At 50.3% G+C, this 13,554-nt stretch carries 8 protein-coding genes; 6 read left to right on the top strand and 2 right to left on the bottom strand.

Translation table 11 applies throughout. The annotated features are described in order from the left end of the window. Positions 1-6: 6 nt before the first annotated feature. Together GRH90_RS13120 and GRH90_RS13115 are read right to left on the bottom strand one after the other, a co-directional pair. A complete protein-coding gene (locus GRH90_RS13120) occupies positions 7-1,146 on the bottom strand; it encodes an efflux RND transporter periplasmic adaptor subunit (RefSeq protein ID WP_162366400.1) in 1,140 nt (379 codons plus the stop codon). Positions 1,147-1,414: 268 nt separating this feature from the next. Further along, positions 1,415-1,912: a DUF1003 domain-containing protein gene (locus GRH90_RS13115; protein WP_162366399.1), complete on the bottom strand. Its 498-nt coding sequence runs from the start codon at positions 1,910-1,912 to the stop codon at positions 1,415-1,417. Between the two features lie 1,034 nt (positions 1,913-2,946). On the opposite strand from GRH90_RS13115, the gene GRH90_RS13110 reads away from it, so the two are divergent. The 6 genes from GRH90_RS13110 to GRH90_RS13085 all read left to right on the top strand — a co-directional run bounded on the left by GRH90_RS13110 (position 2,947) and on the right by GRH90_RS13085 (position 13,490). Beyond that, the gene (locus tag GRH90_RS13110) at positions 2,947-3,867 is read left to right on the top strand and encodes a LysR family transcriptional regulator (RefSeq protein ID WP_162366398.1); all 921 of its coding nucleotides are present in this window, start codon (positions 2,947-2,949) and stop codon (positions 3,865-3,867) included. A 363-nt stretch (positions 3,868-4,230) separates the two neighbouring features. Continuing rightward, on the top strand, positions 4,231-5,199 hold the full coding sequence (locus GRH90_RS13105; RefSeq protein ID WP_162366397.1) for a hypothetical protein: 969 nt from the start codon (positions 4,231-4,233) through the stop codon (positions 5,197-5,199). A 117-nt stretch (positions 5,200-5,316) separates the two neighbouring features. Then, the gene (locus GRH90_RS26045; RefSeq protein WP_218586242.1) at positions 5,317-6,264 is read left to right on the top strand and encodes an Ig-like domain-containing protein; all 948 of its coding nucleotides are present in this window, start codon (positions 5,317-5,319) and stop codon (positions 6,262-6,264) included. A 142-nt stretch (positions 6,265-6,406) separates the two neighbouring features. Beyond that, complete coding sequence (locus GRH90_RS13095) at positions 6,407-7,327, top strand: Ig-like domain-containing protein (protein ID WP_162366395.1); 921 nt, start codon at positions 6,407-6,409, stop codon at positions 7,325-7,327. Between the two features lie 1,170 nt (positions 7,328-8,497). Beyond that, a complete protein-coding gene (locus GRH90_RS13090) occupies positions 8,498-12,172 on the top strand; it encodes an Ig-like domain-containing protein (protein WP_162366394.1) in 3,675 nt (1,224 codons plus the stop codon). A gap of 301 nt (positions 12,173-12,473) precedes the next feature. Continuing rightward, positions 12,474-13,490, top strand: a complete 1,017-nt coding sequence (locus GRH90_RS13085) for an Ig-like domain-containing protein (RefSeq protein WP_162366393.1) — start codon at positions 12,474-12,476, stop codon at positions 13,488-13,490. Positions 13,491-13,554: the final 64 nt, after the last annotated feature.

The following is a 13,554-nucleotide window of genomic DNA, read 5'->3' as shown; positions in this document are numbered from 1 at the left end:
TGCCCCTTATTGAGCCGACGAATCGGTCATGGATGATTTGTTTTGGATCTCGGCGACGGTGGCCGCGGGGCGTTCAGCGGCGGTCACTTTCGCGCCCGCCCTGACGTTTTGCAGCCCATCGGTAATCACCCGTTCCCCTGCGGCAAGTCCCTTGGTGACCAGCCACTGGCCGTTGATCATCTCGCCGGTGCCGATGGCGCGTTGTTCGACGGCGCCGTCGGCTGTTACCACCATCACGTAAGGCGCGCCCTTGATGTCATGGCCGACGGACTCCTGCGGTACCAGAATGCCGTTTTCCTGCACCCCTTGTTGCAGCACGGCATGGACAAACATGCCCGGCAACAGTTCGTTTTGCCCGTTGGGGAATACCGCGCGCATCGTAACGGAGCCGGTGCCTTCATCCACCGTGACTTCCGAGAACTGCAGTTTGCCCTCATGGGCATACTCGCCGCCGTCCTCAAGCGTCAGACGCGCCGCGGCGGCGTTATCGCCGGCGGCCTTCAGATGGCCCTGCGCCAGCGCCTTGCGCAGCTGCAGCAGATTCTGCGAGGACTCGCTGACGTCGACATAAATGGGATCAAGCTGCTGGATAGTGGTGAGGTAAGCGCTTTGGCCGCTGGTCACCAGCGCCCCTTCAGTGGATAACGAACGGCCGATGTGGCCGGAAATCGGCGCGATAACCTTGGTGTAATTAAGGTTCACCCGCGCGGTTTCCATGTCCGCCGCCGCTTCCTTGGCGGTGGCGACCGCGTCGTCATAGAGCTGGCCGCTGATGGCATGGGCCTCGGACAGCGGTTTATAACGCCGCACCACCGCATTGGCATTGTCGAACGTGGCCCGCGCCCGGTCATACGCGGCCTGGTAGGTGGCGGGATCGATTTGATACAGCTGCTGGCCGGCCTTGACTTCGGCGCCTTCGGTGAACAGGCGTTTAAGGATAATGCCGCTGACCTGCGGACGTACTTCGGCGCTCTTCACCGCCGTCGTCCTGCCCGGCAGGCGGGTGGACAGCGTCACCGGCTGCGTGCGCAGAGTGACGACGTTGACGGATACCGGCGGCGGCGCGGCCTGGTTTTCGGCGGACGAGTTCCGGTCACACGCGCTCAGCAGGAGAATCAAACTAATAACGGCTATTTTACGATGCATAATTGACTCGCGTTAAAAATGAGAATGATCGTTCTCGAAACGCCGTTACTATAGCAGCATGCGCCGCGGCGCAAATGTCCGGATTCGGTTAAGAATTATTTCACCGGGTGTGATACGGCAGGACGCGCGGACAGTAAAAAAGCAGCCGGAGGGCTGCTGGGGTTTGCAGGCAATGTTATGCTCGCGGCATGCGGGCGAGGCTAGTCAAAAAACATGCCGCCGGCCAAGCGTAATACAAATTATATCGTCGCGCGGCCCGGATTTATCATCAGCCCTGCTTTTGCCTGATCTCCTCCAACTGCTGGGAAATCTGCGCTAACTGTTCTTTTAATGACCTCATGATGTCCCCTTCCAGGTAATCAATCTTATCGTGCAGCGCATACATTTCCAGATCGGACTTGACATTGACGTTGGAGGCAATCTCGGCGCGGTAGCGGTCAACCTCTCCTTCTCTTTTCTGGCTCATCATAATGGCCGGAGCGGTATAGGCCGCCTGAAATGATAAGAACAGATTGAGTAAAATAAAGGGATAGGGGTCAAAGCCGCTTTTACCGACAGACAGGTTATACCCGGTCCAGCCGATGATGATAATGGTTTGCGTAATGATAAAGGTCCAGGTGCCGATAATGGCGGTAATCCGGTCGGCCAGGCGCTGGCCCAGGGTCCTGGGCGCGGCGGAATCGGAGGACGGCATTAACAGCGTGGCATGTTCGCTTCTGCTGCTGGCGCGTAGTTCCTCAAGCTGTTTTTTTGATCTGGCGTCCATGGTGCTTTCCTTTAATATATACACTTAATTTAGTCATTATATAAGAAAAAATTATAAGTCACTTTTAGTGATTTACCACCGCCGCCCAAGTAGAAATGTATATAAAATTGTTTCCGGGAAAACGCGGATTAGCCCCGGGCAATATCATGAAACGGCCGCATCTGGCCGTCGCCACGCCGGATGTCACCCCCCGGTCATCATTAACGGCGTTCACCGGGCATATTTTTTATCTGCCGGCAACATCGGGCACGGGTTAAGCGAAAAAATCAGAGCGGCTATTAGCCTTATTCCTATTTATAGCGCGTTATAGCGCGGCATCAGTACTTAACTTAAATAAAACTTTACAATTAAGCGTAACACCGCAGTAATGTAAGACGCTGAAATTATTATTTTTATATTAAATTATCGACCATAAATCCATGCCGGGCTTAAAATATTATCCCCTATACCAGACCCGCGGCACTAATAATAGCGCCAGGGATGGCAATGCTGAAAATGAGCATTGCCTTTCACGCAATAAGAGCATTAGGATTTTAACCCAATGCTAATCGTGAGCTGGTTAACATTATCTGCCAATTTCCCTAATTAATCTAATCTTAGGACTTGTCAAATACTATACTAAAGTCGTAACGTTTAAACATACAGTTGCCACGGCCATCCCGCCGGGTGATGGGTCGCTGTCGACCCGATTTTTTATAGGATAAAAAGTATTTATCGCCATCAGGATAATCTTAATCAAGGACAGTTCAACCTATGATATTAAGCACATGACACCTAAGCAAAACAAACGCCTTGCGGTGATTACTATTCTATGGCCGGCCATGCTGGCTGCTCATTGGTAAGATTATTTTTATTGTTATATAACAACTGCTTGTTGAAAACGTTGTAATGGTAAGTTTTATATTTTAAAAATAGTTTACTACCCGATATTATATTAACCCATGGAAGTAAATTACATTTAATTTTTAAAATTGTCTCCTTATTTAATAAAATTTCTCTTCGCGAGTTTTAATGAAAATCACCGGAGGCTTGACATGATTTTAATATCTAAAACACTACGCTATTTTATCATTACCGCACAAGAGCAATCGATACGGTTGGCTTCCATTATTCTTTGCATAACGCCATCGCCCCTGTGCCGCACGATTAAAATGTTTGAATTAAGCCTGGGCCACAAACTTTTTATCCGCACCAGTAATGGTTTGAAACTGACCAGCTACGGCAGCGATCTTTATGCTACCTTACTGCCGGTGTATCAGGAGGTTTGTGATTTAGAGAATAAAATTCTAAAAAAAACCACACGCAATAATAATAGCAGCGCTAATTTTAAGCTAGGACTTGATCATCATGATTATTCCTACTTATCACCTTTGTTTTCATCACCGCTGTTTAAAGAAACTAAAAAAGACATTTCCCTGGAATATTATTCGCCGGATACGACCAATATGGATGAGTTGTTAAAAAATGGACACTGCCAGGTTTTTTTCTCCGATAAAAAGCTGCCGTGCCCTCCCGGCGTGATACATAAGGAACTGTCGGAAGATGCAATCATGCTGGCGGTGAAAAACGACATTGATATCAGGCACAGGCCTTTGGACGAGATCATTGCCGGAAACGTGCTGGTACAATATGAATCACAGCTTAATGAAAGCATTAATCAAGAGATTGAGGAGCATATCGAGAAACATAAGTTAAAATTAAAACGGGTATTTATCCCTGAGTTTTATGTGCAACTTTCCATGATTGAAAAAGGGGATGCCATTGGTTTTTTCCCTGCGTCGATAAATCATGTTATCGATGACCGAAAATATAAGATTAAACTATTGCCATTCGACTTTAATAATAAGGAATTATTGATACAAAGGCATGTATATTTCTTAAAGATTAATCAAGACTTTGTTAATATAAATATATTGCCATTGATATCATCGAGAGAGAAAGAGATGGTTTATTAGTTTTATTTATGATGTTATTTATTTTTATCGAAATTTTTCCAAGGCAATGGGGCTATTGGATCGATTTTTATTATTTATTTTTATCTTAAGCAGTGCGGATAAATAACTTTAGACTTCCTCACTTGAATGCATAATGGAATATCCATAGCCTCTTTTTTTTACTGAAGATTTTAATAAAAGACTAAATAGCGCCCCCCTTCAGCGCTGCTAGTCTTATAACCTTTTTTAGCATAATAGTTCTAATTATTAACCTTGCTTCTGTTTCGGAGTAATTTAACATGTACAAAAGGGCGCAACTTCAAATAGAGATGTATTTGCGCGACATTTCCTTACCCATTTTTTTAAAATTTTCAAGGAGAATGTATGGCGGACTTACCTGCTCCAACATTTCCACAAGCCCTTGGCGATACTATACCAATTGAAAGCGTTACGGCCATTGATGGCGTTTTAGTCAATATTCCAGGGTTTCCTGGTCTAGGAATAAATGATCTCATAACACTTTTCTGGAACGGTATAGCAGTAGGTTTTTACCGGGTCACAACAGCTATCCCACAATTCCCCATTCAATTTGTTGTGCCGTCAACCTTAGCTACAATAGGTAGCTATTTAGTTTATTATACGGCTGACGATTTTGCTAATGCGGTAAGGTCATCCGCCATCGTTAACCTGCAGATAACCCTGTCCGGTCCCGTGCCAATAGGCCAGCTACGGATGATTTTATCCACCAACGCGTCTAATTATGACTGGCCCGCCATTAACGTAAGTCCTTTCAATCGGGGGGTGGTTACCGGGGTTCCCGGCACGCCGGTCATGGTTACCGTCGGGTCTCCTGGGTTGATAGGAGAATCGGGGAGGAATTATTATTTAATGGACCTGGGGCTTAATGGTCAATTGGATTTCAGCATCTTTTCTGAAGAACAGGGTTTGCTTACGGTCAATGCATATTCTGTCCTGGATCCTGCCAACTCGGTTATTTTAACGACCTTTATCGGCCCCTACCGCCTGGGAGGCGGCAGTATCAAATCGGTAAACTACTCCACCGGCGCGCCGGCAAACGGCAGAACCTACAATTCAATTTACCTGAAAACCGAGGCCCTATCCAGCGTACCGGGGCGGCCCATTACCTTTGTGCGCGCCATCATCTCCACCGGTAGCGCCCGCATAGTCGGTTATCCAGGATCATTGGCGGACATTGTGTTAAACGGTGACCAATCGGCCACCATCAATTTAACCAATATGGTGAGTGAGCGTACTGTTGTCGAGCTATCACTGCCGGAACAAAGCGGTTCTGAAAAATTGGTTGAGTCCATATTTGTGCAACCATCTTCTTAGCAACAGGATTTTATCAGCGCCGTAAATTCTGTCTATTTCACCATTGCTCGAGCCTATGATTCTTGTCGAATTCGGGCCTGGCATCAAAAATAAAAAATGGCTGTTCCGGGGGATAAAATGCAAGCAACACCCGACTTACCCATATCACCGGCAATTGATTATACCTTAACCGTAATTATGGTAACGTCGGGCGCGCCGGCAAATGGAATAGCGACGAATAGCGCCACCATAAGGTTAAGTGCCGGGGATGAGCTGATTGATAACGCATCGATTAATTTTTTTATTTCAGGCACCGCGCTGTTCAATCCCACCAGGCAAAACTTTATTACGGTGGCAACCAATAACCAGGGAGAAGCGACCGTTTATTTTACCAATGCCCAAACGGAAACGGTGCGCATCAGGGCCGTTTTCGTCAGTGATTTTGTCGAGGCGGACTCCACGTTCGGCATGCCGGCATCCGACGCCGATCTTCTGTTGGAAGCCCAGGTCTTGACCTCGAATGTCGTGGCAGGCGGCGCAGATCCGCATATTATTGATTATTTTCTGACCAACGCGCTGGGGCAATTTTTCTCCGGCAGGCAAATCAATTATAGCGTCATCGGCGCCGCCATGCTTAATCCGCCCATGATGGATGTCACCAACGGCGGCGGGCAAACACAGTTACGTGTTACCCGAGCCGTGCCGGGGACCGTAACGGTTATCGCCGCGCTGGCATCGGCGCCGGGAATTGTTTACAACCGTACCCGGCTCACGTTTTCACCAAGCGTGCTAACCCAGAAAATATCGGCTGAAGTGCAGGTCGACAGGGCGCCGGCAAATAACATAGCCGCCAACAGGATACGTTATCAGGTCAGGAGCTTGGACAGTAACCTGCCTGTCCCTTTTACACTGGTATATTTTAGCGCCGGCGGTGGCGCGACGCCGATACCTGATTCAAATAGCACAGACGCGTCCGGATACGTGACCATTACATTAACCAGCGGATCCCCTGGTCCGGTGCGGGTCGCCGCAACGTTGGACTCCGGTTTGGGCAGCACGAATTATACCGGCGTTACTTTTATTTAACCAAATATTCGTCACCATGGCAGGTCGGAAATAACCTGAAACCAGATTTGATGGGCAGAGTTCAGAAATACCAGAGCATGGCAGGTCATATTATTATCTTCGTCATATTAATAACAAACGGCTCACCGGCCGGAGGTGCCTTATGCAAGACCAATTTTTCCCTTCTGATAATCATGATAAGGGGTATTCCCTTATCTTGGCCTCATCGCCTTCCGCCCAGGCTGATGGGCGGGATGCCAATTATGCCGTGGCAACTCTCTCGGCCCAGGGAGCACCGTTGTGCGGATATAACGTGACCTTTTGTCTTTCAGGCTGTGCAGTATTTAGCGATGGCAATGGCCAGTGTAGCGCGGCTACCGACGATTGTGGCCAGGCGACGGTGTATTTCACCGACTCCCGGCAGGAAACGGTAACCGTCAGCGTACAATTTGAAAACCTATCGGCGCTAAGCTATTCCACCTTTAGTAATTCGATTAATGCCACAGGTTTGATTATCATCGCACAGGTGCAACGCGATAACGCGCAGGGAAATACCATCGACCAAAATGCCATTCTGTATACTCTTTGGGATGAAGCAATTAATCAAGCTGTCCCATTCCGCCGGCTGCTGTTTAATTCAAGCAGTAGTACGGCCGTCTTTGACCTGGATAGAACGACAGATCCTAATGGGCAAATTCTACTCCTGATAAGCAATTATAGGGATGAACAAGTTGAAATCTCGGCCGTATTAGACGGCCAGTCGGCGGTTAATAATTATACTGTAATTACGTTTTCCGTGGCCCTCACGCATACCATCTCCGCGCAGATGTTGACTGGAAACGTCACGGCCCCCGGCACTCACCAAATACGGTATACGCTTAGAACCGCCGCTGGCGCGACTGTGCCAGGCCAGCTTATGGCTTTTTCATCATCCACCGCGTCAATCAGCCCGGGATATCAAGTCACCGATAACGCCGGGCAGGTTACGGTGAATATCAGAAGCGAGACGCCGCAGACGGCTCGAGTGGACGCCATCTTTGCCTTGGGCAACGCTGAAAACCATATGTACGTCACTTTTAATTGAGAGGCTTGATAAAAGGTATGAAGGTATGAGTAAGTTTCTCATACCTTCGTTGCCGCAGACGTTATTGATTGATAATCCGCAGGCAAGGAAATGGGTGATGCCATGTTCTGTGCAGGAACACGGCCGCTATCACCTCTTATTCCCCAGCCTTATCCACCCGTCATTACGGCATTAAGGCGGCTCGCGCGGCAGGCAATATTGCAACCTTACATAATATCAATGCGGTTTTTCCTCCCGACGTCTTCTTTTAAATGATCATTCTATATTTCCCTCTCCTTAATTATATTACAAAAACAAAATCATCTTTTTTCACCAGATAATAATAAAAATAACTTATATATAATACAGTTAAGAAATATTAACGAAGCCTTTTTATCAACTCTATTGAAAATTTTCATCGCCTATAGTAATGTCAAACCATCTCATCGATGACTCGGTTTTAATTGTGAACTGGGTACCATTGTTCATTTATTTATAGGCTAAAAAGTGATCAGGTAGTGGTATAAAATAAAGTAAACTCTTAGGCTATAAAGTATAGTGGCAAGCTAGCCATGGGAAAAATAGCGACTAAATCCGCGTACATTCTAATATTATCGTTTATCCTGGCCACCATCACCCGGGATGCAGGAGCAAACCTTTTATCGATTGATCTATATCTGTTTTTTACAGAAGCGGCTTTACATACCCTGCACGAAGGGGAAAGGATGGAGGCATACAACGCATTGATAAAGCACTTTATTTTATTGTATTTTTTATTACAGCCAGCACTGGGGAAATCTGTCTACGACGGACTAATCATTCAATAAGCGTTGCCTCACGACTTCAACATAATCATGTCGTGGCGTATTCAACAAAAATAACTTAAGTAATGCGGCTTAACGTAATGAGTATAACTGAGTTTATATGTGAATCAGATCACGTAATACTCGCCGGACATTTAATGCCGGCTACTATTTTTAATCAGTTTTTGCTTTCGATATTGCAATAACTACTTTTATCATCGTCACCAGGATTAATACAATGTCAGGACTGTTAACTTCACGCTTGATAGCGGGTTGGACAAAAGCGTCTCAATATAGCAAAACTTTATGTCTGCCAAGGCACGGCAAGCCCGATATTTTACCCAAAAAACCTTTTTACCTAGTGGCGTGGCTCACTATTATTTGTCAATTGTTTCTTCCATTAAGCATCGCCTTTACGCCGATGGTGATGGCGGCAACGACCGGTCAACCCGTCGTAATTGCCACCGAGCCTTATGTACTGGGCCCGGGGGAAAGCGTTTCTTCCGTTGCGCAAAGGTTAAAAATCTCTCCCGAAAAGCTGCAACAGCTCAATCAGTTCCGCACATTCTCCAGGCCGTTTGCCAATCTGTCGGTAGGCGATGAGATTGACATCCCGCTCGTCACGCCCGGGCCGCAGGCAAAAAATCCTGCGCAACCGGCTGCGCCGGCGACAACCCGGCCGGGCGCTAAAGGTGATCCCGGGCTGTTCTGGCAGCGCGATCGCAGCGCGTCGCTGGCCGATGATATGTCGGCCTTCGGCGCCCCGCAAACGTCCGCGCAAAACGGCGGTTCCGCCACCGGCATGGCGCGCTCCGCCATCAACGGCAAGGTTAACGACGCCGCCAGTCAATGGCTGAGCCGGTTTGGCACCGCGCGCCTGCAGCTCAATGTAAACGACGATTTTCATCTCGACGGCAGCGCGCTGGATCTGCTGGTCCCGCTCTACGATCGGCCGAAAGAGATGCTGTTTACCCAGCTTGGCGCGCGCAATAAAGACAGCCGCAATACCCTGAATTTCGGCCTCGGGGTCAGGACCTGGCAAAGCGACTGGATGCTCGGCATGAACGCCTTTTATGATTATGACCTGACGGGCGATAACCGCCGTATGGGCATGGGATTGGAGGCGTGGCGCGATTACCTGAAGCTCTCGGCCAATAATTATTTCCGGCTCAGCGACTGGCATCAGTCGCGGGATTTCGATGATTATAATGAACGCCCGGCCAACGGTTATGATCTCAGGGCCGAAGCCTACCTGCCCGCCTATCCGCAGTTGGGCGGCAGGCTGGTGTATGAACAGTACCGCGGCGACCAGGTGGCGCTGTTCGGCAAGGACAACCTGCAGAAAGATCCCTACGCGGTCACCATGGGCATCAACTATACCCCGGTCAACCTGGTGACCATCGGCGCCGATTTCCGCCAGGGCAAAGGCAGCGTCAGCGACACCACCATTAACCTGCAGCTGAACTACCGGCTGGGTGACTCCTGGCAGTCGCAAATCGACCCGGCGGCGGTGGCGGCGACGCGTACCCTGGCCGGCACCCGCTACGATCTGGTCGATCGCAACAACGATATCGTGCTTGAGTACCAGAAACAGCAGGTCATCAGGCTCCGGCTGCCCGAGCTGCTTATCGGCCATGCCGGCGATAACGGCGCCATTACCGCCCAGGTCACCACCAAATACGGCCTGGACCGCATAGAGTGGGACACCGCCGCGCTGGCCGCGGCGGGCGGTTCCGTCAGCCAGGTGGGGCAGAATGTCCTGGCAATTACCTTCCCGCCCTATAAAATGAACGGCGGCGACGCCAATATTTATGAAATCAGCGCCATCGCCTTTGATATCAGGAACAACTCGTCCAACCGCGCCACCACCCGTATCGAAGTCCAGCCGGCGGCGGCGCAGTTAACCGCCGCCAACCTGCGGCTGGAAAACAGCCCCGCCCGGGCCAATAATATTGACGTCATCAATGTATCGGCCCTGGTCACCGACGCCAGCGGCAACCCGGTGGCCGGACAAACCGTCACCTTCAGCGCTTCCAATAACGCCGTCATTACCACGGTTATCGGCACCACCGGCGCCGACGGGCTGGCCACCGCCACCCTGACCAGCCTTACCGCCGGCACCAGCGTGGTCACCGCCACCCTGAACGGCAACAGCCGCACGGTGGACGCCACCTTTATCGCCGACAGCGCCACCGCCCAAGTTGCCGAGGGCAACCTGATAGTCGTTGAAGACCGGGCCTTTGCCAACGGCAGTTCCACCAATAAGGTGGAAGCCATAGTGACCGACGCGCACGGCAACCGCCTTGCCGGCCAGCAGGTGATCTTTACCGCCACCAACGATGCGGTCGTCACCACGGTCATCGGCACCACCGGCCCGGACGGCGTCGCCAGCGCCACCCTGACAAGTCTCAAGGCGGGCCCCAGCACCGTGACCGCCGAGCTTGCCAGCAACCATAGCAGCCGGCAGAAAGACGTCACCTTTATCCCGGATACCGACTCCGCGCGCATTGCCGCCGGCAACCTGGAAATCATCCATAACGATGCCCTCGCTAACGACTCCGCCACCAACGAGGTGCGCGCCAGGGTCACCGACGCCAATGGCAATGCCATCCCCGGGCAAAAGGTAACCTTTACCGTGGCCAGCGGCGCCGCCCTGGTAACGGTTAACGATATTACCGATGAAAACGGCTTTGCCACCGCCACCCTGAAAAGCACCAAGGCCGGCCCCATAAGGGTAACCGCCACGCTGGATAACCGCAGCACCCAATTCGTCGACCCCGTGTTCCACGCCGATCCGGCCACCGCGAGCATCACGCTGTTGAATATTGACGGGCCAACGAGTGTTATCGCCAACGGCAACGACAGCATCCGGGTGGTGGCGACCGTCACCGACGCCTTCGGCAATCCGCTGGTTAACCAAACCGTCGATTTCACCAATCCCCCGGGCGGCACGGCGGTCTTCGCGCCGGTGAACGGCGGCTTAACCGATGACCAGGGGCATGCCGCCGTTACCCTGACCAATATGGTTCCAGGCCTCAGCCCCGTTATCGCCACGCTAAGGCTAAACGGCAGCACCAAAACGGTGGACACCACCTTTACGCTGGACACCACCACGGCGCGCATTGTCCTTATCCAGGCCACCACGGATAATTCGCCGGCCGACGGCGGCACCGCCAATACGGTCATGGTGGAGGTACGCAACGCGGCTAACCAGCTGTTGCCGGGCATGGAGGTCACCTTCACCACCACCAATAATGCCAGCCCGGCGACGGTTACGCTGCCGACCAACGGCGCGGGCGTGGCGACGCTTAACCTCATCAGCGACACCGTCGGCCCCAGCCTGGTTACCGCCAGACTGGACAACGGCAGCACTGACGCGGTAAACGTGACCTTTACCACGAATATCTTTATAAACAGCATCGCGGTGCCGTTAAATGACGCCACCGCCAATGGCGAAGAAGAAAACGAGGCGGTGGTCCACGTGGTGAATGCGGCGGGAGCCGCTGCCGGTAATGTCGAGGTCAACCTGGAGGCGGTTGGCGCCGCCGGAACCTTCAGGGTAACCAGCCCGGCGGGCGCCAGGACCGATGCCAACGGCAATATCACCATCCGCTATACCTATACCCTGGCGGAAACCCTTACCATTCGGGCCACCGCGGTGGACGGGGATTCAATGACCAATACGGACAGTAGGTTTACCATACCCGACATAGATGTGGCTATAATCGTTCCCGCGGCGGCGTACGGTTCCGGGGCTGTGGTAAGTGGAACCGTAACCATTCTTTCAAAGGTAAGACGCACGCCTATCGGTGACACGCAGATAAACGTTCAGATGATGCAAACGACTACGACAGACCCCACCTCTCCCCTGAGCCCATTTACCGCTGCCGTTTCACCCGGCAATCTTATAACCACTCCTGCAGGAACTGCGAATCTCTCGTCAACCAGCGCCGGACCGGGAGAGAACGTATACTTTATCGTCACCTTGCTAAACGTCAATGAGGGCAATGGGAATCTTAGTAATATTCCGCCCGACCCCGCAGATAGGCTTAGATTCTATTGACCACGTTATAATACATCCTGTGATAGCAAACGAACCCCATTTCGTGGGGTTCGTTTTTACGTGGTTATCCAGGCGATGCTAATAACCGACAGCAAAAAAAAAGCAATAATATGAGCGCAACTGCGAAGTATCCATCTACGAACAATGGCTTAATGGGCAAAAGACAATACTGCTCCTGCTGCAAATTTCTTTTTTTGAATAATTCCACCTAAAAATAGGCATTGCATCCCTCGGTACATGTTTTAAGGTAATTCCATGGATAAAAATATAGCCAGGCCCTAAATCCACCAAGGGAGTTAACATGCCTAATCATATTTCCATTACCGCCACCCCACAATTCCAGCCGTGGGAGGGCGCGCTCAAGCCGCCGACGTTGACGGCCAGGGTGTGGGACAGTTCCACGGATGAACCGGTACCTAATTTACCTGTAACATTTTCTATAGGCTTATCCCATGACGAACCCATTAAACGCTCCGCCAGAACCGATCGTTTGGGCCAGGCGAAAACCACCATCGAATTTGATGATTTACCTGGTGGCAAATTTGCGCATAATGCCCTAATCCCGGTAACGGCCAACATTGCGGGCGACTGCGCCGCATTGGATCTGTTTTTCTATAATAAAGAATTATTTCCAATATATATCACCAATCTGGTCAATGGCAATATTATTGATGAACACAGCGCGGCGGCGGGTGTGCAGGCTATTATTTTGCCTTTGGCTGAAAGCATCCCGGGATATGTTTATCAGTTGTTCTGGGGCAGTAAAAGCGTAGAGCGAGCTTATAACGGCGTCAACTTCCCCTGGGTAGTGGATATTCAACAGCTATTCGGCAACCAGGGTTCTTTAACCAACGGTAGTTACCGGGTTTATTATAAAGTCATGGATAATGCCGCAAATAAGGTATTTTCCCAGCCGGTCGATATCAAAGTCAGCCTGAATAAGATGCACAAGCCAACATTATTAGCCCCCACGCTATTGCCGGACTGCCTGTATGGCGTGATCAACCTGCCGGCGGCCATAGCGGGCATAACGATCGCCATCCCGGACGATCAGCCCGAAATTTCCAGTGAGGATTATTATCAAGTATATCTGGATACGGCGACCTTTGACGGTACTCTGCTTAATCATATCTTATTAGAGCAGGGAAAGGTGGACCATCAACATGGTATCCAGGTAAAAATTCCGTTAAAAGACTTACAGGGTTACGATGGGGTGAATGGAGATTTTTATTATACGATCTTAAATGATCGCGAAGAGGTTATACATCGGTCTTGGTTAACTAGAACGATAATTGACACAACTCCACGCTCAAGGTAAAAAGAGTTAATGCAAGGCAAGATTGTATGATATCAAAGCTATAGGATGATGTTATTTAAATCTT

This window comes from Acerihabitans arboris, assembly GCF_010131535.1.
Classification (GTDB): Bacteria; Pseudomonadota; Gammaproteobacteria; order Enterobacterales; family Enterobacteriaceae; genus Acerihabitans; species Acerihabitans arboris.
The sequence above is the reverse complement of the archived record's forward strand: the minus strand, read 5'-3'. Positions and strand labels throughout refer to the sequence as shown.

Bases quoted from the DNA above. Each gene is read 5' to 3' on its own strand.
- GRH90_RS13115 (WP_162366399.1), bottom strand. From the start codon at position 1,912: ATGGACGCCAGATCAAAAAAACAGCTTGAGGAACTACGCGCCAGCAGC.
- GRH90_RS13120 (WP_162366400.1), bottom strand. From the start codon at position 1,146: ATGCATCGTAAAATAGCCGTTATTAGTTTGATTCTCCTGCTGAGCGCG.
- GRH90_RS13095 (WP_162366395.1), top strand. From the start codon at position 6,407: ATGCAAGACCAATTTTTCCCTTCTGATAATCATGATAAGGGGTATTCC.
- GRH90_RS13110 (WP_162366398.1), top strand. From the start codon at position 2,947: ATGATTTTAATATCTAAAACACTACGCTATTTTATCATTACCGCACAA.
- GRH90_RS26045 (WP_218586242.1), top strand. From the start codon at position 5,317: ATGCAAGCAACACCCGACTTACCCATATCACCGGCAATTGATTATACC.
- GRH90_RS13105 (WP_162366397.1), top strand. From the start codon at position 4,231: ATGGCGGACTTACCTGCTCCAACATTTCCACAAGCCCTTGGCGATACT.
- GRH90_RS13085 (WP_162366393.1), top strand. From the start codon at position 12,474: ATGCCTAATCATATTTCCATTACCGCCACCCCACAATTCCAGCCGTGG.